The 23,196-nt window shown below is 71.0% G+C and carries 24 protein-coding genes; 9 read left to right on the forward strand and 15 right to left on the reverse strand.

All coding sequences use genetic code 11. The features are described from left to right. Positions 1–107: 107 nt before the first annotated feature. The 4 genes from FLX07_RS25385 (at position 108) to FLX07_RS25400 (ending at position 4,698) form a co-directional block, all read left to right on the forward strand. A complete protein-coding gene (locus FLX07_RS25385) occupies positions 108–653 on the forward strand; it encodes an RNA 2'-phosphotransferase (protein WP_142574120.1) in 546 nt (181 codons plus the stop codon). Positions 654–752: 99 nt separating this feature from the next. Then, positions 753–2,882, forward strand: a complete 2,130-nt coding sequence (locus FLX07_RS25390) for a TerD family protein (RefSeq protein WP_208762383.1) — start codon at positions 753–755, stop codon at positions 2,880–2,882. Between the two features lie 352 nt (positions 2,883–3,234). Continuing rightward, positions 3,235–4,140 (forward strand): hypothetical protein, encoded by a 906-nt coding sequence (locus FLX07_RS25395; protein WP_142574121.1) that lies wholly within the window; start codon positions 3,235–3,237, stop codon positions 4,138–4,140. A 285-nt stretch (positions 4,141–4,425) separates the two neighbouring features. Further along, positions 4,426–4,698 carry a hypothetical protein gene (locus FLX07_RS25400; protein WP_142574123.1) on the forward strand — a complete coding sequence of 91 codons (273 nt, stop codon included), beginning with the start codon at positions 4,426–4,428 and terminating at the stop codon, positions 4,696–4,698. Positions 4,699–4,800: 102 nt separating this feature from the next. On the opposite strand, the gene FLX07_RS25405 is transcribed toward FLX07_RS25400, so the two are convergent. The 5 genes from FLX07_RS25405 to FLX07_RS25425 all read right to left on the reverse strand — a co-directional run bounded on the left by FLX07_RS25405 (position 4,801) and on the right by FLX07_RS25425 (position 9,713). After that, positions 4,801–5,742, reverse strand: a complete 942-nt coding sequence (locus FLX07_RS25405; protein ID WP_189104925.1) for an HNH endonuclease — start codon at positions 5,740–5,742, stop codon at positions 4,801–4,803. 48 nt (positions 5,743–5,790) lie between these two features. After that, complete coding sequence (locus FLX07_RS25410; protein ID WP_229689603.1) at positions 5,791–6,309, reverse strand: hypothetical protein; 519 nt, start codon at positions 6,307–6,309, stop codon at positions 5,791–5,793. A gap of 114 nt (positions 6,310–6,423) precedes the next feature. Continuing rightward, entirely contained in the window at positions 6,424–8,016 is a 1,593-nt protein-coding gene (locus FLX07_RS25415) for a CocE/NonD family hydrolase (RefSeq protein WP_142574128.1), read from the reverse strand. A gap of 9 nt (positions 8,017–8,025) precedes the next feature. Further along, complete coding sequence (locus tag FLX07_RS25420) at positions 8,026–8,490, reverse strand: DUF3237 domain-containing protein (RefSeq protein ID WP_142574130.1); 465 nt, start codon at positions 8,488–8,490, stop codon at positions 8,026–8,028. A 41-nt stretch (positions 8,491–8,531) separates the two neighbouring features. After that, the gene (locus tag FLX07_RS25425) at positions 8,532–9,713 is read right to left on the reverse strand and encodes a flavin-dependent oxidoreductase (protein WP_142574132.1); all 1,182 of its coding nucleotides are present in this window, start codon (positions 9,711–9,713) and stop codon (positions 8,532–8,534) included. Positions 9,714–9,788: 75 nt separating this feature from the next. Between FLX07_RS25425 and FLX07_RS25430 the strand changes: the two genes are divergently transcribed. Together FLX07_RS25430 and FLX07_RS25435 are read left to right on the forward strand one after the other, a co-directional pair. Then, the gene (locus FLX07_RS25430; protein ID WP_229689601.1) at positions 9,789–10,355 is read left to right on the forward strand and encodes a MarR family winged helix-turn-helix transcriptional regulator; all 567 of its coding nucleotides are present in this window, start codon (positions 9,789–9,791) and stop codon (positions 10,353–10,355) included. A 100-nt stretch (positions 10,356–10,455) separates the two neighbouring features. Further along, positions 10,456–10,656, forward strand: a complete 201-nt coding sequence (locus FLX07_RS25435; RefSeq protein ID WP_142574133.1) for a hypothetical protein — start codon at positions 10,456–10,458, stop codon at positions 10,654–10,656. A 16-nt stretch (positions 10,657–10,672) separates the two neighbouring features. Here the strand turns inward: FLX07_RS25435 and FLX07_RS25440 are convergent, their stop codons facing one another. From FLX07_RS25440 to FLX07_RS25450, 3 genes are all read right to left on the reverse strand, one after another. After that, positions 10,673–13,501: an FAD-binding and (Fe-S)-binding domain-containing protein gene (locus FLX07_RS25440; protein WP_142574135.1), complete on the reverse strand. Its 2,829-nt coding sequence runs from the start codon at positions 13,499–13,501 to the stop codon at positions 10,673–10,675. A 40-nt stretch (positions 13,502–13,541) separates the two neighbouring features. Next, on the reverse strand, positions 13,542–14,555 hold the full coding sequence (locus FLX07_RS25445) for a zinc-dependent alcohol dehydrogenase (RefSeq protein ID WP_142574138.1): 1,014 nt from the start codon (positions 14,553–14,555) through the stop codon (positions 13,542–13,544). Positions 14,556–14,634: 79 nt separating this feature from the next. Next, positions 14,635–15,534, reverse strand: coding sequence for an SMP-30/gluconolactonase/LRE family protein (locus tag FLX07_RS25450; RefSeq protein WP_142574140.1), 900 nt, complete (start codon positions 15,532–15,534; stop codon positions 14,635–14,637). 320 nt (positions 15,535–15,854) lie between these two features. On the opposite strand from FLX07_RS25450, the gene FLX07_RS25455 reads away from it, so the two are divergent. Further along, a complete protein-coding gene (locus tag FLX07_RS25455; protein WP_142574142.1) occupies positions 15,855–16,397 on the forward strand; it encodes a YceI family protein in 543 nt (180 codons plus the stop codon). Positions 16,398–16,451: 54 nt separating this feature from the next. Here FLX07_RS25455 and FLX07_RS25460 read toward each other — a convergent pair whose 3' ends face one another. Continuing rightward, positions 16,452–17,018 (reverse strand): TetR/AcrR family transcriptional regulator, encoded by a 567-nt coding sequence (locus FLX07_RS25460; RefSeq protein ID WP_142574144.1) that lies wholly within the window; start codon positions 17,016–17,018, stop codon positions 16,452–16,454. Positions 17,019–17,136: 118 nt separating this feature from the next. Between FLX07_RS25460 and FLX07_RS25465 the strand changes: the two genes are divergently transcribed. Beyond that, positions 17,137–18,063, forward strand: a complete 927-nt coding sequence (locus FLX07_RS25465) for an SDR family oxidoreductase (protein WP_142574146.1) — start codon at positions 17,137–17,139, stop codon at positions 18,061–18,063. Positions 18,064–18,096: 33 nt separating this feature from the next. On the opposite strand, the gene FLX07_RS25470 is transcribed toward FLX07_RS25465, so the two are convergent. From FLX07_RS25470 to FLX07_RS25490, 5 genes are all read right to left on the reverse strand, one after another. Next, complete coding sequence (locus FLX07_RS25470; protein ID WP_142574148.1) at positions 18,097–18,744, reverse strand: 4'-phosphopantetheinyl transferase family protein; 648 nt, start codon at positions 18,742–18,744, stop codon at positions 18,097–18,099. A gap of 133 nt (positions 18,745–18,877) precedes the next feature. Next, complete coding sequence (locus FLX07_RS25475; RefSeq protein WP_142574151.1) at positions 18,878–19,849, reverse strand: TerC family protein; 972 nt, start codon at positions 19,847–19,849, stop codon at positions 18,878–18,880. Positions 19,850–20,015: 166 nt separating this feature from the next. Continuing rightward, positions 20,016–20,324: a helix-turn-helix transcriptional regulator gene (locus FLX07_RS25480; protein ID WP_142574153.1), complete on the reverse strand. Its 309-nt coding sequence runs from the start codon at positions 20,322–20,324 to the stop codon at positions 20,016–20,018. A gap of 210 nt (positions 20,325–20,534) precedes the next feature. Beyond that, a complete protein-coding gene (locus tag FLX07_RS25485) occupies positions 20,535–21,497 on the reverse strand; it encodes a glutathione S-transferase family protein (protein ID WP_142574155.1) in 963 nt (320 codons plus the stop codon). A gap of 125 nt (positions 21,498–21,622) precedes the next feature. After that, positions 21,623–22,099 carry an SPW repeat protein gene (locus FLX07_RS25490; protein ID WP_142574157.1) on the reverse strand — a complete coding sequence of 159 codons (477 nt, stop codon included), beginning with the start codon at positions 22,097–22,099 and terminating at the stop codon, positions 21,623–21,625. Between the two features lie 191 nt (positions 22,100–22,290). Between FLX07_RS25490 and FLX07_RS25495 the strand changes: the two genes are divergently transcribed. Then, a complete protein-coding gene (locus FLX07_RS25495; RefSeq protein ID WP_142574159.1) occupies positions 22,291–22,485 on the forward strand; it encodes a CsbD family protein in 195 nt (64 codons plus the stop codon). A gap of 347 nt (positions 22,486–22,832) precedes the next feature. Here FLX07_RS25495 and FLX07_RS38545 read toward each other — a convergent pair whose 3' ends face one another. Beyond that, positions 22,833–22,958, reverse strand: a complete 126-nt coding sequence (locus FLX07_RS38545; RefSeq protein ID WP_263407671.1) for a hypothetical protein — start codon at positions 22,956–22,958, stop codon at positions 22,833–22,835. Between the last annotated feature and the right edge of the window lie 238 nt (positions 22,959–23,196).

A 23,196-nucleotide genomic window follows, 5' to 3' on the forward strand; every position in this document is an offset into this window, starting at 1 on the left:
TCCCTGACGGGCCGGGGTGCGGAAGACCATATGATGATCTTGACGCTTATGGGGCTCACTTACGGACCGAGCCGGCTCAACGGCAGGGCAGCGGGCGCTGGAGGAACATGGACGAGCGGCGGTTGGTGCGGGTCTCGAAATACCTGGCCAAGCACCTGCGGCACCAGCCCGAGCGCATCGGCATCGAACTCGACGCGCACGGCTGGGTGGACATCGACGCGCTGCTGACGGCGGCGGCCTCGCACGGGTTCCCGATCTCGCGTGCCGAACTGGAGCAGGCGGTCGCCGGCAACGACAAGCGGCGGTACGTGATCGAGGACGATCGGATCCGGGCCAGTCAGGGGCACTCGGTGCCCGTCGACCTCGACCTGCCGGTGGTCGAGCCGCCCCCGATCCTCTATCACGGCACGGTCGCCCGGAATGTGGAGGCGATCCGCGCGGAGGGGCTGCGGCCGATGGCACGCCATCACGTCCACCTGTCGCCGGACCGGGAGACCGCCACCCGCGTCGGCGCGCGCAGGGGTGAGCCGGTCGTGCTCGTGGTGGACGCGGCTGCGATGCACGCCGCCGGACATCACTTCCGGGTGAGCGCCAACGGCGTCTGGCTGGTGGATCACGTCCCGCCGCACTTCATCGGGTGGAGCAGCGACTGAGAGACGGCCGTTCTGGGCGGGAATCGCCATTGGAGGGGGCATAGGCAGGCCGCGTATTTCAGTGGCGACTTGCGGATATCCGCCCTATATCGTTCCTGCGTGGAAGATCTCATCATTGCCCGGCGTCTGCGTGTTCCGGTCGACGACGCTGGGGACGACACGCCGGGTTGGGGTGGGGTGGCTGCCCGGCAGCTCGACGCGGCGCTGCTCAGCGTCGGCTTCACGTGCTCACCGGCGCTGCTCGGCCGCCTGACCCGGCTGCCCGGCGAGCAGGTGATCGACCTCGGCGTACGCGTCCTGGCCGCGGTGCGCCGCCTGGTCGGTGACCACGTCGAACACAACGCCTACTTCGTCGACTTCCCGAAGAACGTGCCGGACACCCTGGAGTTCTGGGCGGGGCTGCTGCGCGAGGCCGTGCTCGACCCGGTCGCCGCCACCCGCCTCCAGCCGGGCACCCTCAACCTGCTGGACCTGCCGCGATACGGCGGCTACCAGCACACCTACGCCGATCTGCTGGCCGCGCACGCCGAGCTGATCCCCCTGGTCAAAGACCGGGTGACCGTGCTTGAGCTGGGTGGAAGCCTGCGAGACGAAGCGCGGGAGCTCTACCTCTCGCTGGCCGGCTCCGAGATCCCGCTCGCCGCCGAGGACCTGGCCGCTCTGCGCGCGCTGGCCGCCTTCTGCGCCGACTTCGGGGCCGACTACAGTGCCGACGACCAGCCCGAGCACGTCCCCGTACGCGAGAACCGGGCCGTCGTCAACGAGGTGCGGCTGGCCACCCGGCAGCCCCTGCTCGTCGACACCGTGACGGACGTGCTCCGGCTGGCCGCGCTCTGCTCCGATGGCGATGTGACCCTGTCCACCCCCACCCGCCTGCGCTCCTTCCGCCGCGCCGAACGCCGCATCCTGCTGGCCGCCCTGGACGCCGTCCCGGCCGCCAAGCACGGGGACGTGCTTCGCCACCGGGAGCAGTGGAAGCGGCTCGGCGAGCGGCTGCACCCCCACGAGTACCCGCAGTTTCCTCGGGCGGCTCAGGTCTTCGACGTGGCCAGGGGCGTGCGCGAGGCGGCGAGCTTCGGCGGCCGGGTCGAGGCCGCGCTGGCCGCGGGACGTACCGACGAGGCCGTCTCGCTGCTGGAGCACACACCCGGCGCACTGCTGCGCCGCCTCGATCATCTGCTGCGGGCGGGTGACGGCTCTGCCGTGCTGGAGGCGGCGGAGAGGTCGGTCGCCCGTGCCTCCGGCCGCGTGCTGCTGTCTTTGCGGGAGCACCTGCAGAACCGGTTCGCTCCCGTGAACCGGGTCTTCACCAACCGGTCCGGCAGAGCGTGGACCACACCTGACACCCGTGCCCCGCTTGATGAGGAGACCCTCAGCCGGACGCTCGCGATCCTGGACGAGGAGATCGGCCGCCGTCTGCCCGACCTCGGCGAGTTGATCGTCGACCCCGCCGTCCTCGACGTGGCGCTGCCCCTGTCGGGTAAGGCGGTCGCGCCGGGGCTCGGGATGCTGCCCCGCGGCTCGTTGTCGCCCGTGGACGGTGAGCTGCTCCGATTCTTCGTGCACTGGCAACAGGCCGAGCGGCGCACCGACTACGACCTGTCCGCGCTCATGCTCGACGCTGGCTATGACAACCCGACCAACATCTCGTGGACGTCCTACGCCAACGAGTTCGCGACCTACTCGGGTGACCTCACCGAGGCCCCCGACGGCGCCTCGGAGTTCATCGACGTGCGTCTGTCCCACGCCACCAAGCCGATCATCATCCCCCAGGTCCACATCTACGCGGGGGAGCCGTTCGAGGAGGCCGCCGAGGCGTTCTTCGGCTATATGACCAGGGACGCCGCCCAGGAGGGCAGGCCGTTCGAACCGCGTACGGTCCGGATGAAGTCCGACCTGCGCGGATCCGGCCGCGTCGCGCTCCCGCTCGTCTTCCTTCGCGGGGACGACGGCGTGTGGCGGGTGAAGTGGCTGCACCTCTACCTGTCGGGCCGTCCAGCGTTCAACCAGGTGGAGGGCAACCGGGTCACCGCGTCGCTGCTCGTGCGCTCGATCGTGGAGCGGGACTACCTCCGGGTCGGCTACCTGGCCGGCCTGCTCCGGGCCAAGTCCTCCGCGTCCTCAACGGGCGGGCACCTCACGTACATCGGGCTTGAGGCGCCTGCCGACCTCCCGGAAGGGGCGCGGGTCTACACGCCCGCCACGCTGCACGAGTTGATCCCGGCCTGATATCGTGCTGACCGCAAGGCCATGGGAGGGCTTCCTTCTCACCTCTTTGGATCCGGTCTGCCCGTACGGGCGCCGGGCTGGTTCTAGCTCTCCCGCTTTCCTTGCGCTCCGGCGGGTGAGGCCATTCGGGGCTTCCTTCTCACCTGGTTCAATTCCAGGTAGGTCTGTAAGGGCCTGCTGGCGAAATCAGCTTCCGAGCCTTCCTCGCCCGTCCGGCCGGCGAACGGTCCCTACAGGAGACAAGCGACAGACCCGCTCCCGTCTCGCAGTCTAAAATGGCGGAGAGTAACGAGATAATCACAGATTGTTATAGCGACCCCCTTGTCGATCTCGGTGTGGATACGGTCACGCAGTGGCACTAGCCGAACACGAAGCCCTCGTCCGCCTGTTCTGCGAACGACCCGACCTCGCCGCCGACCTGCTGACTCGGTCTCTCAGAGTTCAGCTGCCCGACTACGACTACGCGGGTCTCGAATCGGCCGATCTCACCGAGGTCACACCCACCGAACGTCGTGCCGACTCGGTCATCGTGTTCCGCCGTAAACGGCCGGAGGCCGACCCCCAGCCCGTTCTCGCTGTCATCGTCGAGGTCCAACGTCGCCAGGACCCCGGCAAGATGTGGTCCTGGCCGATGTACCTCGTCAGCCTGCGCACCCGCCTTGAATGCCCGGTCATTCTGCTGGTCGTGTGCCCTGAAGCGTCGGTCGCCCGCTGGTGCGCCCGCCCGATCGAACTGGGTCATCCTGGCCTGGTGCTGAAACCGCTGGTCGCCGGCCCGAACGAGGTACCCGTCATCACCGACCCCGGGCAGGCGGCCGAGGACATCGAGCTCGCGGTGCTCTCGGCGATTCACCACGCCGCCACGCCGGAGGGCCCCGAGATCCTCAACGCTCTGTTCGCCGCGCTGCACAATCTCGACCGAGACCTGGGGGGTATGTACGCTGACATGGTTCGTGCGGCGCTGCCTCGAGGGGTCTGGGATCACTTGGAGGAGCACTTGAAGAGCGAGACCTACGAGTACCTCAGCGACTGGGCCCGCGAGAACATCGCCAAGGGCAAAGCGGAAGGCAAGGCAGAAGGCAAGGCGGAGGGACAGGCCGAGGCGATCTTGACGGTGCTGTCGGCCCGAGGCATCGAGGTGTCCGAGGACATTTCCGAAAAAATCCGAAAATGCCATGACCTGGACAGGTTGGCCGCCTGGCTTCGAGCAGCCGCCACGGTCGACTCCTCTGACGCGTTGCTCGATGACATCTCCTGACGCCGTCCCGTGACGTGGCCCCCACTGCGGGGGCGTCACAGAATGCCGCCGGGCTGCTCCTCGAGTCCGCAGGCGAAAGGCTCCGCTATGGATGTCGTCCCCTGGCGGTTCGCACCCACGGCCCTCGAGTGAGCCTGCCTTCATTGCATGCGCGCGGAGGAAGCCCATGATCGCGCACTTCCGCTCGTACGCGCAGTACCGGGGCCGGCCGGCGTGGTCGCCTTGCCCGAAGGACATGGTGCGTGCGGCGCTGCCCGGAAAGATCTCGACCACTTGGAGAAGCATGTGAACACCAAGACCTACGAGTACCTCAGCGACTGTGCCCGCGAGAACTTCGCCAAGGGCAGAACCGAGGGCAGAGCCGAGGCACAGGCAGAAGGCAAGGCCGAGGCCATGGCAGAGGCCGTCGTGATAGTCCTGGACGCCCGGGACATACAGGTGCCCGACGAGTTGAAGGACAAGATCCTCGTGTGCCGTGACTTCGATCGGCTGAACGCCTGGATCGCGGCGGCCGCCACGATCGAGTCCTCGGACGCACTCCTCGACGAGGAGCTCTGACGCTGACCACCGGTGATATGGCTGCCGGAAGGCTCTGCGATGTACGTCGTCCCACGGCGGTTCGCATCCACGGCCTTCACCTGTGCGCCGTGCCTTCCTGACCTACGTGCGGAGGAAGACTTCGTCGAGATGCCACTCGAGGGCCTCGCGGTTCGGCCGGTCGCGAGGGCGGTCGGGGACGGTTATCTCTTGTCCGGCCCGCCGGTAGAACTCCTCGCCGTTGCCGAACTCCTCGCGCAGGCGAGGGCTGACCAGTAATCGGTGCCTGGGGTCGACCGCCAGATAGCCGCGGTCGAAGAGCGTGTGCACGTCCGAGCGGAGCAGGAGCCCGTTGTCCAGCCGGTGCTCGCCTCCCGCGGTGACCGGGCGGATGTGCGCCGCCTGCAAGACCGGCCTGATCCGGTCACCGGTGATCGCACAACGCCGTTCGTACGCGTGCAGGACCACAGCCTGGAAGGCCCGCTGGCCCAGCCTGCGGGGCGCCAGCCGAGGGTCGCCGAAGACGGGCCCATGGCGGTGCCACGGCTCGGACAGGTCGACGTGTTCAGCGATCCCCGCGCGGTTCAACAGGTCGTAGAAGTAGCCCGCGGCCAGGTGGGCGGCCAGGTCGTAGCTCTTGCCCTGGACGATGTTCGACGCGAATTCGGGCGGCGGGCCGGCGACACGGTCGTCCGGATAGAAGAAGACGTCGCGGATGATGACGCAGCCGATGACCGGGTCCTCGCCCGGTTTCATCGGCTGGCTGCGGTACCGGCCGACCTGCCGATGGAGCTCGACCAGGCTCGCGGCGCCGTTGCCCTCACCGAAGAACTCCCAGGCCTCGGAGACTCGGAGGGGTGCGAACCCGCTGAAGAAACCCCCGCCGACCACGCGGTTGTGCGGGTAGTGGGTCTTGAAGAAGAACGGCTCGCCGTGGTCGATCGCACGGAACTCCCGCCCGCTGGACGGCCGCCAGAAGTTGACCTCGCTCAAGTCCGGACGTCCGGCCAGAAAGCGGTACCAGCTCGTGTCAGTCACCCCGACGTACGCCTTCACAACGGCCATTGTGCCCATACATGATCGACTCCGCCAGGGTGCCGCGGCGTAGCGGAGTCAGGCGCGAGCAGGCGTTTGCCGCACAGGCCGAATCGAGGACAGGTATGCCGGGATGACCAAGGCGGGTTCGCGGGCGACGCCGCCGAGTTCGCGTTCGAGCCGGGCGGCGTCGGATGCGCTCAGCTCGAGCAGGGGACGCCGAAGACGGATGGACCAGGACTTGGCGTCGGGGAAGGCATCCAGCCCTGGAACGAGGGGCCCCAGCTCGACCCCGGTGAGGTATGGCGCAAGCGACCGCAGGCCGATGTCGCACCCACGGGTGAAATCCCGGCCCGCTATCGTTACCGCCTTCTCGTAGGCGATCACCTGCGAGGTGACCTCGGCCATGCCGATGATCCTCGTCCGGTCGCGGGTCGGGTTGTGCCAGCAGCCACGGGTGGTCAGGACGAAGAGATCGTCCCCCACCTTGAGCCGGTTCACCTCGCTGCGACTGGTCGGCGGGAAGGCCATCCGGGACTCGCGCAGCACCCAGGCGACGGCCTCCCGCTCCCCGAGGATCAACAGGTACGCGGTCACGATCGGCACGGTATCGGATCTCCGGGGCAAGCCCGTAGAGACGGAGGACGGGACCGTCCGCTACCACTGGGTGGACGGCCGGGAGGCCGCGTCGGGGACGAGCGGCGGACCGGGTCAGCGGGGGACGATCGGCAGCGTGACGTACGAGTCGGGGAAGACCTTCTGACGCTGGACGACGAGGTCTGCCTCGGTCGCGCCGATCTGGCCGGTGCCGGTGTTGCGGTCGAATCGGGGGAAGTTGGAGCTGGAGACCTCCACCCGGATCCGGTGGCCGGCTTTGAAGACCTGGCTGGTGGCGACCAGGTCGATGGTGAAAATCCCGGACGACTCGGTGACGCGGACGATGCCGTCGATCACGCTCATCGCCCGGCCGTCCGGATAGACGTCCACGAGCTTAGCCGTCCAGTCCGTCGAGGCGGCCGAGGTCTCGGCGTGCAGGGCCACCGACACCGGGCCCGTCACCTCGACGTCGGAAGTGAGCACCTCGGTCGAGTAGCAGAGCACGTCGGGCCGCCGTTCCACGTCCCGCTGGTCCTGCGGTCCGACGTTGGTGGGGTCGGGCAGCAGGGTCGGGCCGCCGACGGTCGGGACCGGGTCGCGCGGGTCGAAGGTGAAGGTCGCCGGCTCGGACGCCGAGGAAGGCTCGGGGGAGAGCAGGCCGCCGGTGTGCAGGAAGTAAGGGGTGCCGACGGCGCGCTCCAGCGGCCAGGCGTCCTCGTCCCGCCAGACGTCGTCGCCCATCACGAAGATCTTCACGGCGGGGCCGGTGTCCTCGCCCTTCAGGAACGCGAGTTCCCTCTGCTCCAGCCCGATCGCCTGGGCGGAGGCGGCGCCGCCGAAGAACAGCCGTCCGGTGCCCGCGGCGCCCGGCGCGAGGTGGGACCAGGGGCCGACGACCAGGGGGCCGCCCAAGCGGCGGTGGTTCTCCAGCGTTCCGCCGAGGAACAGGTCGAACCAGCCCGCCACGTGCATGACGGGCACCGCGACGCGGTCGTGGCGCAGGATCTCGGCCAGGTCCTCCCAGTAGGCGTCGCGTTCCACGTGCGAGGTCCAGTCGCGCCACCAGGGAATGCCCGGGATGTCGCCGACCGGCAGGGTGCGTGCCGCGGCGTCCTGGTCGCCCAGCACGGGAAGAACCGCGGCGAGCCCCGCGCCGGTAGCCTCGCCCGCCTCGGCGGCGTGCAGCAGGCCGAGCATGGTCTGAAAGGCGCCCCAGTTCAGGGCCGAGCCCAGCGCGAACGCGCCGCCGTGATACTTGAGGCCGTCGTGGAAGTCGTGCGGCGTCATCGAGGCGACGACGGCCTTGAGCCCGGGCGGGCGCGTCACCGCCGCCTGCAGCGCGCATCCGGCGAGGTAGGACGTGCCGCTCATCACGACCTCGCCGTTCGACCAGGGCTGCGCGGTGATCCAGGCGATCGTGTCGTGGCCGTCCGCGCCCTCGTCCACCCAGGGCCGGAACTCGCCGTCGCTGCTTCCGCGCCCCCGGCAGTGCTGCAGCACCACCGCGAACCCGGCCCGCAGCGCGGGTGTCACCGGCGCCGTCCGGAACGAGTCCTCGCCGTACGGCGTGCGCATGAGCAGGGCCGGGAACCGGCCGCCGCCGGCCGGCCGGTGGACGGTGCCCCGCAGGATGGTGCCGTCCCGCATCGGCATCGGAACATCGTGCTCGACGGCGACCGGAAGCGGGGGGCGGTCGAGCTTCGGCATGAGGGCTCCTCAGGTCAGGGCATAGGCGTCGTAGCGTACGGCGGTGGCCACGCGGGCGGCCGTGGCCACCGCGAGGGTGCGGTTGAGCCAGAGATACCGATCGTCGCCCGTCTCGAAGCGGCAGAACAGCCGGAAGTAGTACTCCGCCGGGTCCACGTCCTCGCCCCGCGCGAGGCGGCCGAGCACCTCGGGGGAGCCGTGCCGGACTCCGCTGGTGGTGATGTAGACGTGCGCGCCGTCGTGGGTGCGCAGCGTGTAGCGCGTGTCGATGCTGATCATGCCGTCGGCGTGCACGACCTGCCAGTCGGCCCCGCCGGGCAGCACGGTGCCCGACAGGCGGGGACCGTCGAACGTGCCGCCCACGATGTTGACCACACGGCGGTGGCCCCACTGCGAGTCGCCGAGGTCGAGCATGGGGTCGAGATCCACGCGGAACGTGGCGAGCGGTTCCAGATTCACGGGTGGCAAATCCACGGGTCGCAGGTTCACGGGTGGCAGGTCCACGGGTCGCGGGTTCACGATGCGGCACTCCGATCGACGCTCCAGGAGGGGCGTTCGCTGAGTGAGGCGGGGTCGAACCCGGCCGTGCGCTTGTAGGACGCGGCGATCTCCGCCCGTTCCCCGTGGGGGATGACCTGCTCGACGTCGTCGAACCCGCCGGGCGCGCGTTCGTGAGCCAGCTTCATGACGACCTCCGGGCCCATCTCGCGGTTGGACAACTGCAGCGCCGTCGTGGCCGGGCGGCGCGTCTCCTCGTAGTCCGCCAGGTCTCCCCGGGCGAGGGCCCACGCCAGCACCCGGGCGTCGATGATCGCCTGGGAGGCCCCGTTGGAGCCGATCGGGTACATGGCGTGCGCCGCGTCGCCGAGGAGCGTGACGTCGCCGAAGGTCCAGCGGGGGAGTGGGTCGCGGTCCACCATCGGGTACTCGTACGCGGTCTCGGCCCCGGCGATGATGCCCGGCACGTCGAGCCAGTCGAAGCGCCAGCCGGCGAAGTGCCTGCCGATCTCGGCCAGGTCGGCGGGGCGGTTCCAGTCCCCCCGGTCGGCGGCCTCGCCGTCCAGCGGCCGCTCCGCGATCCAGTTGATCAGTGTGCGCTCGCCGGTCTCGATCGGATAGGCGACGAACTTCTGCGTGCCGTCGCCGGCCATGATCATGGATCGGCCGGTCAGGAACGGCTCGCCGTAGGTGACCCCCCGCCACAGGACCAGGCCGTTCCACGGCGGCGGGCCCTCGCCGGGGTACAGGTGGGCCCGCACGGCCGAGTGGATCCCGTCCGCGCCGATCAGCAGGTCCTCGTCGCCGGGGCCGGTGATCCGGCTGCCGGTCCGCACAGCGTCCGGGCCCAGCCGCTCGACCACCGCCTCCAGCAGGAGCATCTGCAGCGTCCCGCGGTGGACGGAATACTGCGGCCAGGCGTAGCCCGCGGCCAGTCCCCGGGGTTCGGACCAGATCGGCGTGCCGTAGCGGTTGAAGTAGGCCAGCTCGGCGGTGGCCACGCCGATCTCCGCCAGGCGGCCGGCCAGTCCCAGCTCGGTCAGCTCCCGTACGGCATGAGGGAGGATGTTGATCCCGACGCCCAGCGGACGGATCTCGGAGGCGGCCTCGTGCACGGTCACGTCCTCGAACCCCGCGGCGTGCAGGCTGAGCGCGGCGGTCAGTCCGCCGATGCCCGCTCCGGCGATGACGATGCGCACAGGCGCCTCCGGAAAGATGTTGTTATGGCCGTAACAATATCCACGACACCTTTACGGCTACGCAAGACTTGAGCGGTGAACAGCGAGCCCGACACCCGGCCGGACCTCGGCGTGGATCTGCCGCCGGATCTGCCGCCGGATCTCCCGCCGGACCTGCGCTACGCGGCCTACGCGCGCGAGCGGCTGGCAGGCATGTCGCCCGCGGCCGACCCCGAGGCGTTCACGCTGGCCTACCACCTGCTCCAGCTCGCCTACCTGCTGGTCACCGACCTGGAGACCCGCATCCATCGCCCGCGCGGCCTGACGCTGCCCGGGTTCCGGCTGATGTTCAAGCTCTGGCTGCTCGGCCCCACCCAGCCCGTACGGCTCGCCGAGATCTCCGCCATGTCGCGGTCCGCGGTGACCAATGCCGTCAACACCCTCGAACGCGGCGGCCTGGTCGAACGCCGGCCGGTGCCGGAGGACGGCCGCGCGGTGGTCGTCACGCTGACCGCGGCGGGCGAGGCGGCCGTGCGTGAGGCCTTCGCCGAGCAGACCCGCAGAGAGCGGGAGTGGTTCGCCTGCCTCGGCCCCGCCGAGCGCGAGCAGATGACCGCCTTGCTGGCCCGGATCCTCCGCGTCCGGCCGGCGGATCTCTCCTGAGCGGGGACGAACCAGGGCGGTCGCCCAGAAGCTACGCGTACAGTTCTCGCAGGCGTCCCCGGGGGCGGGACGCGCCCGCTTCACCGTGAGGACCGCACGCGTGGCCGTTTCCGAGCAGTTCCCGCCGTTCGCGGCCCCGGACGCCGACGTCGCAGCCGAGGGCGAGCCCGGTGGCACGGGGCCGGACCCGTTCCCCGGGGACATCCACTGGTACGACCTGCCGGACGACGACGCCGCGCCGGAGGAGGACGATCACCTCACCCCGGGAAGGCGCCTGTGGCGGGCGCTGAGGCGGCGCTGAGGCGCCTGCCAGGCGCTCAGGTGGTGACCTGGTCGAGCAGTTCGAGCAGGTGGTGGTAGGTCTTCCCGGTGGCGCGGGTCATGCCGATCTCGCACGTGCGGTTGACCGACGCGTGGGCGGCGAAGCCGCCCCCGGCCACCGAGGCGGCCTCGGCCCGGGTGGCGGAGGCGGTCAGTTCCGGGTGCAGCAGCCCCCGGTCGCCGGCGAAGGCGCAGCACTGCCAGCCGTCGGGGACGACGATCTCCTTCGCCACCGCCTCGGCCACCTTGGCGATGGCGGCGTCGAGGCCGAGCCGGACGGACGAGCAGGTCGGGTGCAGGGCGAGCGAGGCCAGCCTGCGATCCTCCGGCGGCTGCGGCAGGCGAGGGAGGACGTGTTCGGCCACGAAGGTCACCGCGTCGAGCACCCGTACGGCGGGGGAGGCGGCGGCCACGAGCCGTTCGAACCCTTCAGTGCAGGAGGCGGCGTCGCTGACGACCGGAAGCCGGCCGCCGTCGGTCGCCGTCAGAAGTGTCTCCCGCACCCGGCGGCCCATCACCTCGTAGCCCTCGCCGAAGCCCTTGGAAGACCACGGCGTGCCGCAGCACATTCTCCCGACGCCGTCCGGAACGCGCAGCCGCAGACCGGCCCGCTCGGCGAGCCGCCGTACCGCGGCCATGACACCGGGACCGCCGTCGGCGGGGGCGAACAGCGTGTTCAGGCACGACGGCACATATACCGCGTCGGCCTCGTGACGCGGCGCGGGGCGGCGGGGCGTGCCGCCGCGCGGCAGGTCACGGCTCCACTGGGGGACGGTGTCGGGGTCGCCGACGGCGCGGGCCGTCCGGCTCGCTCCCTCGGCGAGCCCCGCCGGGGCCGCGGCGGCCGCGTCCATCGCGAGGTCCATGGCGCGGGTCACCGCGCTCCAGTGCTTCGCGGCGGTCTTCCAGCCCGCCCGCGCCGCTCGCCCGTGACGTTCGCCGCGCAGGCGCTTGGTGAGGTCGCCGGTGTTGATCAGTACGGGACAGGCCGTGGCGCACATGCCGTCCACGGCGCAGGTGTCGACGGCGTCGTAGCCGTACTCCTCCTCCAGTTGCCGGGCGAGCGCGTGGTCCCCGGCCGCGCGGGCCGCGGCGATCTCGCGGCGCAGCACGATGCGCTGGCGCGGCGTGGTGGTGAGGTCGCGGCTGGGGCAGACCGGCTCGCAGTAGCCGCACTCCACGCACCGGTCGACCTCGGGCTCGACGCTGACGACGGTCTTGAGGTCGCGCAGGTGCGCCTTCGGGTCGTCGGTGAGCACGACGCCGGGGTTGAGCGTGCCGGCCGGGTCGCACAGCCGCTTGATCTCCCGCATGACCTCGTACAGCTCGTCGCCGTACTGGCGGCGGACGAAAGGGGCCATGACCCGGCCGGTGCCGTGCTCGGCCTTGAGCGTGCCGCCACGGCCGAGCACGGCGGCGACCATCTCCTCGGTGAACTCGGCGTAGCGGTCGAGGTCGGTGCCGAAGCGCTCGTTGAGCATGAAGTGCAGGTTGCCGTCCTTGGCGTGCCCGAAGATCACGCTGCGCTCGTACTTGTGCCTGGCGAACAGCTCGGCCAGGTCGCCGCAGAGATCCGCCAGTGCGGGCACCGGGACGGCGACATCCTCCAGCAACGCCGTCGTGCCGCTGGGCCGGGCCCCGGCGACCGCGGCGTACAGGTTCTTGCGGATGCGCCACAGGGCCGCCCGGCCGGCGCTGTCCCGGCTGAGCCGCACGGGGGCGGCGAGGTCCAGCCGGGCGAAGACCCGCCCGGCCTCACGCTCATGCGCGGTGAGGGCTTCGGGGTCGGGCTCCTGCCACTCCACCAGCAGCGCCGCGTGCGACCGCACATCCAGGGCGCGCAGCGGCTCGTCGGCCTTCGGGTCGAGCCGGGCCACCCGCAGCGACTCGGCGTCGAGCAGCTCGACGGCCGCGGGGCCGGCCGCGACCAGCTCGGGCGTGGCGGCCATCGCCTCCCGCAGCGAGGAGAAGATCAGCAGGCCGGTCGCGGCGTGCCGGTGCGCCGGCACGGTGCGCAGCACGGCCTCCGCGACGAAGCCCAGCGTGCCCTCGCTGCCCACGACGAGATGAGCGAGGATCTGGGCCGGCGAGTCGTGGTCGAGGAAGCTGTTGACGCCGTAGCCCATCGTGTTCTTGATGGCGAACTGCGCCGTGATCCGGCGTACCGAGTCCGGGTTGCCGCGGATGCGGTCGCGCAGCCGTTCCAGGCCCTCGGCCAGGGCGGGTTCGAGGGCGCGTAGCCGAGCGTCGGCGTCGGGCGCGCCGGTGTCGATCACGGTGCCGCCGGGCAGCACCAGGACCATCGACTCCAACGTCCGGTAGGTGTTGGCGTGGGTGCCGCAGGTCATCCCGCTGGAGTTGTTGGCCACCACCCCGCCGATCGTGCACGCCGACTCACTGGCCGGGTCGGGGCCCAGCCGGCGGCCGTAGGCGGCCAGGCGGGCGTTGACCTGCCGCAGCACGGCCCCCGGCCGCACCCGCACCCGCTCGCCGTCGCCGAGGACCTCGATGCCCCTGAAGTGGCGGCGGGTGTCGACCAGCAGATGGCCGGTGACGCCCTGCCCGGACAGGCTGGTGCCGCCGGACCGGAAGGTCAGCGGCAGCCCGGTCCGCATCAGCGCCGCCACCTGCGCGGCGCTTTCCGGCACCACGACGGCCTGCGGGGTCAGCAGATAGTGCGAGGCGTCGTGCGCCATGCCCAGGCGGTCGCTCGCCCGCGCCCGGGTGATCCCCGGGACGGCGGCCTCCACCGCCGCCAGCACGGCGGGGTCGGACGGCGCCGGTCGTCGCGGTCCTGCGGGGGTTCCGGCATCGGTGAGGCTCATGATCTCAAGGTTTCCGTCCGGAGGCGCCCATGCGCCCCCTTTATCGCCGAGGGTCGATATGGATCTTCGGGCCCGGACCCGCGCCGGCCGGGCGGTGTCCCGCCAGCACGCCGGCGGCGTCGTCCAGGCCGACGGTGGCGGCCACGAGCGGTCGGGCGTCGACCGATCCGTCCGCGTACGCCTCGATGGTCCCGGCCAGACCGGCCGATCCGCTGAGCACGCCGACGGCGGTGACGTCCCCGAACACGATGTCGCGGGTGTCGATGCGGCTGGGAGACCCCGCGAGACCGACATAGACTACCCGGCCCGCGGGCCTGACCAGGTCGAGCGCGAGCGCCGGCAGGTCCGCCGCGTTGGACGCGTCGACCACGGCGTCCCACGGCAGGGACGGCAGTGACGATCGGGTCCACGCGCCCGCGAAACCGAGGTCGCGGGCCGGCCGGAGCGTGGACTCGTCGCGGCCCATCAGATGCACCTGCGCGCCCCGGGCCCGCGCGAGCAGCGCGACGAGCAGGCCGATCGTGCCCGTGCCCAGCACCAGCAGCCGATCGCCGGTGTGCAGGGCGGCGCCGCGCACCGCGCGCAGGGCGCTGCCGCCGGGTTCGACCAGCGCGCCCATCGTCGCGTCGATCGTCTCGGGTAGCGCGTGCAGGGCCCGCGCCGGTACGGCGAGCCGCTCGGCGAGCGCCCCGGGGAAGCCCTTGCGAATGCCGATCTCGGCCCGGTCGGGGCAGATGTGGTGCAGTCCGTCGCCGCAGAGGCGGCAGCGCCCGCAGCCGAGCTGGGTGTCGGCGGTGACGCGGCGGCCCAGCCAGCGGGGGTCGACGCCCTCCCCGAGCGCGGTGACGACGCCGCACCACTCGTGGCCGGGGCGCATCGGATACCAGGCGTGGCCGGAGTGCAGATAGCTCATCTCGCCGGTGAACAGCTCCACGTCGGTGCCGCAGACGCCGACCCGCTCGACGTCGACGACCACCTGCCCCGCCGCCGCGACCGGCGGCCCCACGTCCACGACCTCGGCCCTGCCGGGGCCGGTGATGACCAGTGCCCGCACTACGGAGAGGAGGGGAGGGGCGCGACGGCGCCGATGTGGGAGAGGGGCAAGGTTCTGTCTCCTCGACGGGGATCGGGGCTCATGTCCGAGGCGGCACCCAGTAGGGCGTCGCCAGGCCGCGTACGCCGACTTCGGCGGTGAACAGGCGCCCGGCCCCCGGGTGCTCGGCCGGATCGACCCCACCGGCGGACGTGGTGATGACGAGGACGTCGAGATCCGGTCCGGCGAAGGCGGGGCAGGTGACGTTGGGCGCCCCGACCTCGACCGTGGCGAGCAGGCGCCCGCCGGGATCGCGGCACTCCACCCGGCCGCCGCCGAAGACCGCGATCCACAGGTTGCCCTCGGCGTCGACGCACATCCCGTCGGGCATTCCTTCGGTGAGCGTGAACAGCTCCCGCCGCGGCCCGGTCCGGCCGGTGGCCGCGTCGTAGTCACGCTCCCACACCACGTGCGGGGTGCTGTCGATGTTGTAGAGGCGGTCGCCCGCGGGGCTCCAGGCCAGGCCGTTCGACAGGGTCAGGTCGTCGTCGAGGCGGACGCAGGTCGTGCCGTCGAGGCGGACCAGCACATCCTGGCCCTCCCGGTCGTCCAGCGCCATGCTGCCGATCAGGAAGCGCCCGGCCGGGTCGACGGCGCCGTCGTTGAGTCTGCTCGGCACGCCGCGAGGCAGCACCCGGGCGATTTCGGTGCGGCGGCCGGCGGTGTCGACCCGGGTGAGGACCTCGCGCTCGGCGACGACGAGCTCCCCGCCGGCGGAGACGGCGACCGCGCCCACCGTGGTGCCCGCCGCGCCTCCGAAGGTGTGGACCGCGGTGGCGGCGACGGCGCCGGTCGCGGGGTCGAGCCGTCCCTCGTGCACCGCCCCCGCGTCGATGTCCACCCACAGCAGGCGCTGCCTGCCGGGATCCCACACGGGGCCCTCGCCGAGGGAGCACACCTCGGCGGAGGCCTGGGCGGCGGTGAACCGCCTGATCGTCATCGGACCTCCTGACCGGCGGCGAGCGCACGGATGGACGGCAGGTCGTCGGGAACCACCCGCCTTCGAGCGGGCGGAGGCGAGATCATGTTCCGGATACTAAGGCCGATTTCGGGCGGGAGGAAAGGTCTCACCGCGATCTGGGACCTGACCCCGTGCGGCACGCACCCGAACGAGGTTCGCCGGTGCCCCCGGTTCCTTCTCTGCGCGGCGGCGCTCACCAGATCGACGAGGCGGCCCGGAGGAATGCGACGCCGGCGTCTCCTCACATTCCCGGGTGTTGCGTCGTCGTACTGCTGACGACAGGAAGGAGTGGCGAAAACATGTCGACCACGACCACGCTCAGCGAGCTGACCGGTGATTACGTCCTCGACCCCGCCCGCACGACGATCGGGTTCGTCGCCCGGCACACGATGGCCAGCAGGGTGCGCGGGCGCTTCACCGAATTCGAGGGCGGCGCCTCCCTCGACGGCGACGACCCGTCGAGGTCCAGCGTCCGGCTCACCGTTCAGGCCGGCAGCGTCCAGACCCGCAACTCCCAGCGCGACGACCATCTGCGCGCCAGGTTTCTGAAGGTGGACGCCCACCCGGCCCTCACCTTCACCTCGACCGAGGTGGAGCGGACCGCCGGCGCCGGCTTCAAGGTCACCGGTGACCTGACCATCCGCGGCGTGACCAGGCCCGTGACGGTGGACGTCGAGCTGACCGGCGTCGAGAACGGCCCGGGGGGCGCTGCCCGAGTCGGGTTCAAGGGAAGCCTCATGATCGACCGCACCAGTTGGGGGGTGAACTGGAACGCCGTGACCGCGGTCGCCGTCAGCCCGAAGGTGCTGCTGGAGTTCGACGTCACCGTGATCCGGCGGTAGGACCCCCGTCGCGCGGGTCGTGTGCGTCCCGCGTAGCGAGCTCGCGGAGGCGGGTCACCTGCCCGCCGCCACGGCTTTCAGCTCGTCGAACGACTCCCGGACGATCTGCGACATGTCCGGCTCGCCGGGGTCGCCGATCCACCGTTCGAACGCGATCTTGAAGACGGCGATCCCCGCCTCGGCGGCCAGGCTCGCGGCCGGGTCCGTGACGCCGCGCCGCCGCAGCGCGTCGGCGAGCGCCGCGGACAGCGATGCGAGCTTGATCAGCTCCCGTTCCCGCAGTTCGGCGTTGGCGGCGATGACGGTGTGCCGCCGCCGGGCGCTCTCATGGCGCTCCCGGAAGATGGCGCCGATGCTCTCGACGGCTCCGGCGATCACGTCGATCGGCGCGGCCGAGTCCGGCACGGCGGCGACGGCGTTCACGAGGTGGTCGCGCAGTGTTCCCGAGCCCCAGAACAGCACCTCGCGCTTGTCGGCGAAGTGCCGGAAGAACGTGCGCTCCGTCAGTCCCGCCCGCTTGGCGATCTCCGCCACCGTGGTCTGCTCGTACCCGCGTTCGATATAGAGCTCGATCGCCGCCTTCTCGAGGCGGCCGCGCGCGTTCGGCTCCCATCGACCCATGCCTCGGATCCTAGCCGGATGACAGTGACTGACATCGGTGCTACGTTGATGACAGTCACTGACATGGCCGTCCGCTCCAACCCGGCGCGGAGGGCAATCGACCGCTTGGAGTTACCTCATGCGTGTGTTCGTCACCGGCGCCTCCGGCTGGATCGGCTCCGCCGTCGTCCCCGAGCTGATCGGAGCGGGGCACGAGGTCGTGGGCCTGGCGCGGTCCGACGCGTCGGCCGCCGCGCTCACCAGGGCCGGGGCGCAGGTGCGCCGCGGCACCATCGACGATCTCGACACCCTGCGGAGCGCGGCCGCGGAGTCGGACGGTGTGATCCACCTCGCGTTCAAGCACGACATCGCCTTCACCGGCGACTTCCAGGGCGCCGCCGCCGCGGATCGCCGCGCCGTCGAGACGTTCGGCGAGGTGCTGGCGGGCTCCGACCGGCCGCTCGTCCTCGCCTCCGGCATCCTCGGGCTCGCGCCGGGGCGGGTGGCGACCGAGCGGGACGGGCGGGATTCCGGCTCCGCCGGGGCGCACGACGACGGCCCGCGGGTCCGGCAGGCCACCGCGCTGAGGACGCTGGACCTCGCCTCCGACGGCGTCCGCTCGTCGGTGCTGCGCCTGCCCCCGACCGTGTACGGCGAGGGAGACCACGGCTTCATGGCGGCACTGGTCGGCATCGCCCGCGACAGGGGCGTCTCCGGTCACGTCGGCGACGGGTCCAACCGCTGGCCGGGGGTGCACCGGCTCGACGCCGCGCACCTGTTCCGCCTCGCGCTGGAGAAGGCTCCGGCGGGTTCGGTGCTGCACGCGGTCACCGACGAGGGCGTGCCGATCCGCGCCGTCGCCGAGGTGATCGGCCGCCACCTTGGACTGCCGGTGGTCTCGATCCCCAGCGAGGAGGCGGGCGAGCACTTCTCCTGGCTGGGCGCCATGATCGGAGCCGACGCCCCGGCGTCGAGCGCGCTGACCCGTGAACTGCTGGGATGGCAGCCGGTTCAGCCGGGGCTGATCGACGATCTGGACAAGGGCCACTACTTCCGCGCCGGGTGACCGGCGACCGCTCGGCGTGCCGGTGCGGGATCGTCAGGGGCGGGGGAGGGCGATGGAGGTCGCGATGTGCCCGTCGCTCACCACCCACCGGCCCGGCAGGGTGTTCGTCGCGATGGCCGGGTCGGCTTCCAGGAGCCGTGCGCGGAACGTGCCCGAGGGCTCGATGTCCACGATCGCCCCGGTGAAGTCGAGCCAGCGGCCGGTCAGCGGGAACCACACCTTGTAGACCGACTCCTTGGCGCTGAACAGGATCCTGTCCCAGCAGACCTCGCCGTCCGCGTCGCCCATCGCCCGCAGGGCCGCGATCTCCTGAGGGGAGGCGATGGTGGACAGGACCTCATCGGGCAGGGGTTCGTGCGGTTCCGCGTCGATGCCGACCGCGCGCGCGACGTCCGCGGAGGCGACGGCCGCCGCGCGATAGCCCGAGCAGTGCGTGATGCTGCCGACCGTGCCGGCGGGCCAGACGGGCGCGCCTCGCTCGCCGCGCGGAATAGGCACCGGCGTGACGCCGATCCGGGCCAGCGCGAGCCTGGCGCAGTGGCGTCCGGTGACGAACTCGCGCCGCCGCCGGTCGACCGCCCGCGCGATGAGCGGCCTCTCCTCCGGGAACAGCGTCTCCTCCGGCACGTCGCCGAACTTCTCGGCCGACGCCACCCACGGAGGCAGGATCTCGTCGATCACGCGGCGGTTCCCGGCGCCGCGAACATCCCCTCCACCGACGCGGACATGTGTGGAGAGTACAGATCTCCGCGCCGCAGCGGAAGATCGATTCAGGCGGCCGTACGGGCGGGGCCCATCGCGCGGAGGACCCTCGCTAGCGGCGATCCCGGACGGTCAGGTCCTTCCCCTCCTCGCGGCGGTTCCGGTACTCGCTCGCGCCCACGGAGACCACGAGGCAGGCGCAGATGACCGCGAGCGACAGCCATACGGGGATCTTGTACACGTCCGCCAGGAGCATCTTCGCGCCGACGAACACGAGGATCGCCGCCAGGCCGTACCGCAGATAGCCGAAGCGGTGCATGGCCCCGGCCAGCAGGAAGTACATCGCGCGCAGCCCCAGGATCGCGAACGCGTTGGAGGTGAAGACGAGGAACGGCTCGGAGGTGACGGCGAAGATCGCCGGAATCGAGTCGACGGCGAAGACGATGTCGCTGGTCTCCACCGCGACCAGGACCGCCAGCAGCGGCGTCGCGGCCCATCGGCGCCCCGGCCGCCCGTCCTGCCCGTCCATGTCCTGCCGTACGAGGAACCGCTGGCCCTGGTAGGAGCCGGTGACGGGGATGAGCCGGCGCATCGCGCGCAGCACCGGGTTGCGGTCGGGGTGCACCTCGATCGCCGAATGCCTGGCCATCTTCACGCCGGTGTAGAGCAGGAACGCCCCGAAGATGTACAGGATCCAGTGGAAGCGGTCGATCAGGACGGCGCCCGCGCCGATGAACGCCGCGCGGAAGACCAGCGCGCCGAGCACGCCGAAGAACAGCACGCGATGCTGCAGCTCGCGTGGGACCGCGAAGAACGAGAACAGCAGCGCGATCACGAAGACGTTGTCGACGGCCAGGGACTTCTCGATGAGATAACCGGCCAGGTATTCCCCGCCCGCCTCCGGCCCCCAGACGAGCCAGACCACGACCCCGAAGCCGAGACCCAGGGCGATCCACACGCCCGACCAGCCCAGCGCCTCGCGGATGCCCACCACGTGGGCCCGGCGATGGGCGAACAGGTCCACGGCGAGCATGGCCAGGATGACCGCCAGAACCGCGGCCCAGATCCATAGGGGCACAGACATCGTCTACCTCCTCACCGCCCCATGGGCGGGCTCGGAAGGCCGACGGTCTCCCCGTGCCACCGCCAGCGGTGACCCTCGCGCCGGGACGCCTTACGCGGCGGCCGTGATGACGACGCAGAGGAAGCCGGGTACTCCCCCTCGATCTTTCACCAGAGTATTCATGCAATCAGCTTCGTACGTCAACCGCCGCCCCGAGCAGTTCGAGGAGCTCGCCGATGTGCCGGTGCCGCTCTATCGGGTGGCGGAACGGGGCCAGCGGGTTGATCGTGTAGTGGTTGCGCCGCCCCACACGCTCACGGTGCAGGTAGCCCGCCGCCTCCAGGTCGGAGACGATCGTCTGGGCCGCCCGCTCGGTGATCCCGACCGACTGGGCGACGTCCCGTAGCCGGCTGTCGGGATCGCGGGACAGCGCGAGCAGGACGTGCGCGTGGTTGGTGAGGAACGTCCAGCCGCCCGCGGGGGAGGAGGTACTCATACCTCATTATGCGATGGCGGAGTCGCGGCAGCGGGGGTCGGTCACCCCGTCGCCGTGCCCGCCCGGGTCGCGGGCGACAGAAGCACGAGCCGCGCGCGGCATCCTCACCTCGCGCGCCAACGGCCTCGCCGAGGCGCCGCGCGGGCGGCTGGCCCGTGGTCCCCGGAGTGACCGTGCACGACCGGGGCGCGCGGCATGCGGCGTCGTGGGCTACAAATTCCAGTCGATGATCGGCCCCGCGGGCACGATGCGCATCGGGTTGATCTTCGGGTGGGTGCCGTAATAGTGCCGTTTGATGTGGTCGAAGTGCGTCGTGCCGCCGAAGGCCGGGTCCGCGTAGAGGTCCCGTGTGTAGCGCCAGAGGTTGGGGTAGTCGGCCAGGCGGCGGAGGTTCGCCTTGAAGTGGGTCACGTAGACCGTGTCGAACCGGGCCAGTGTGACCCACAGGCGGACGTCGGCCTCGGTGAGCCTGTCGCCGAACAGGTAGCGGCTGCCGGCCAGGCGCTCCTCGAGCTCGTCGAGCGCCGCGAACAACGTCGTCACGGCCGCGTCGTAGGCCCCCTGGCTCTCGGCGAAGCCGCACTTGTACACGCCGTTGTTCACATCGGCGTACACGCGATCGTTGAGCGCGTCGATGTCGCCCCGCAGGTCCTCCGGATAGAGGTCGATCCCCGGTCTGGCCCACCGCACGAACGCCTGGCCGAGGTCGATGCTGATGTCGGGAAAGTTGTTGCTGACGATCCGGCGGTTGTGCCGGTCCCACAGGACGGGCACCGACACGTGGCCGTCGTAGCCGGGCTCGGTCGCCTCGTAGGCCTCCCTCAGCAGGGTGAAGCCGTTGAGCTCGTCGGGGCCGTGGCCGGGGCCCTCGCGGAACGCCCACCCGCGCCCGTCGCGCACGGGATCGACGACCGACATCGACACGACGTCCTCCAGCCCGAGGAGCGCCCGGACGATGACCGAGCGGTGGGCCCACGGGCAGGCCATCGACACGTACAGGTGATACCGGCCGGGCTCGGCGGGCGATCCGCCGCTCCCGTCGGCCGTCACGCGGTCGCGGAAGCGGTACAGGGGCCGCTCGAACGACCCGTCCGGCCGGGTGGCCGCCTTGATCGTGTAGTCGCCGTAGGCCGCGAAGTCCACCGGACTCGCGACGGGGGCCGTTGTCGTCACGCCGCCACCGTCCTCTCGTCTCCGACGAGACGAGCGTAACGGGAGCCGGTGACATGACCGCAACGGCGGGGCGCCGGCCGCGCCCGGACGGTGTCCGGAGCGCGACGGTGCCGCGCCGCGTCCCGTCAGTGGGTCGGTCCCATGTGGGCCGGTCCCGTCGTGTGGAAGCCGCCGGACCGCCCGCGCTCCATCATGCCGAACCGCATGGTCGCCAGGCCGAAGAGCAGGATGAGCGCGCCGACGACCACGTTGCTGATGATCGTCGAGGTGGTCGCCATGCCTCCGCGGATCACCCAGGGGGCGATGATGGTCCAGATACCGAGCAGCGGGGCGACCCAGGAGATTCCGTAGGTGCGCCCGAACGCCGAGCTGTACCCCATCGCCAGGAGCGCTACGGCGAGGCCCGTGATCAGGTTGTTCACGGTGAGCGGAGTGCGCGTGCCGCTGAATCCGACGATCCACGGCGAGAGCGCTAGATACAGGCCGCTCAGGAGTGTGAGACCGTCGGCGAGCTGCGCGGCGGGATTCGCCGCGGCGGCCTCGTAGCGGGCTCGCATCTGCATGATGTCGGGATGCGTCCCGATGTCGGCGCCGTGTGTCATACGTCACACCACCCTTCAGAGGTGTGTGCTTTAGTCCTTATTCATAGCGTACGCCCGTTTCGTCACTTTTTCCCGTTTCAGTGGGATTTGTGTTTGCGGGATGTGAGCGGCGACACACCGAGCGGCGTTTAGCCCCTTCACCAGCGGAAAGAGGGAGTTCGTCAGCTTCTGGAACCGAGAGGAGCGCCCTGATGAGCACGGAAGACAAGTTCCGCAACAAGTCGGAAGAGGTCGCCGGCAAGGCCAAGGAGGGGCTCGGCAAGGTCACAGACGACGAGAGTCTGGAGGCCGAGGGCCGGGCCGACCAGTCCGAGAGCCACATGAAGCAGGCCGGTGAGAAGGTCAAGGACGCCGCCGGCAAGGTGAAGGACGCCTTCAAGGACTGATCCGCGCGGGAGCGCCGATCGCGCGAAAGGCGACAGGTCGCAAATGGGCCCGGACGAACGGGCCGGCGACCGTCGCCGGGTGACGAGGGGCCGCCGAGCCGGGCAGGACAGCCCGGCGCTCCCGTCCCCGTTGATGGTGTGGAGAGCGGCCGGCTCTGCGAGGAGCCGGCTTCCGCATTTACGGGGCTGCTCACCGCTTGTTCACCGGCTGGTCGCCGCGTGCAACGGTCGTATCGGTGGGACCCGTCGGTTCCGGGGCGGCGGCACCGGCCCCCGTGACGACTCGGCCCCACGACGACTCGGCCCCGCGACGACTCGGCCCCGCGACGACGAAAGACGCCTGCCGGTCAGGCCGCGTGCGGCACCGGGACGCGGAAGGTCGACGTCACAAGAGACTGGATGAGACGCACAAGCAGCGCCTCCAGGACCATGATGGCCGCCCGGGAGAGTACGGCGGCGAGGAACTCAGACACTTGACACCTCGGTATGACAAATCGGCTTCTAGGGAAGAGTGACGCATCAACCTCCCAAAACGGCGTAGTTAAGGTTACCGTTCGGTGAACGGCCGGTGACCGTTGCGGAGACGCGTCCTGATCATGCGTTCCCTGTGCCATGTCTTGTACCGCGAGGCCCGATCGTCGTTCGCGCCTTGTGCGGCCGGTGCGGCCGGTGGGACGTGCCCCGGGCGGATCCCGCGTTCCGCCGCCGGCC

The sequence above is a fragment of the Microbispora bryophytorum genome (assembly GCF_006874465.1).
Taxonomy (GTDB): Bacteria; Actinomycetota; Actinomycetes; order Streptosporangiales; family Streptosporangiaceae; genus Microbispora; species Microbispora bryophytorum.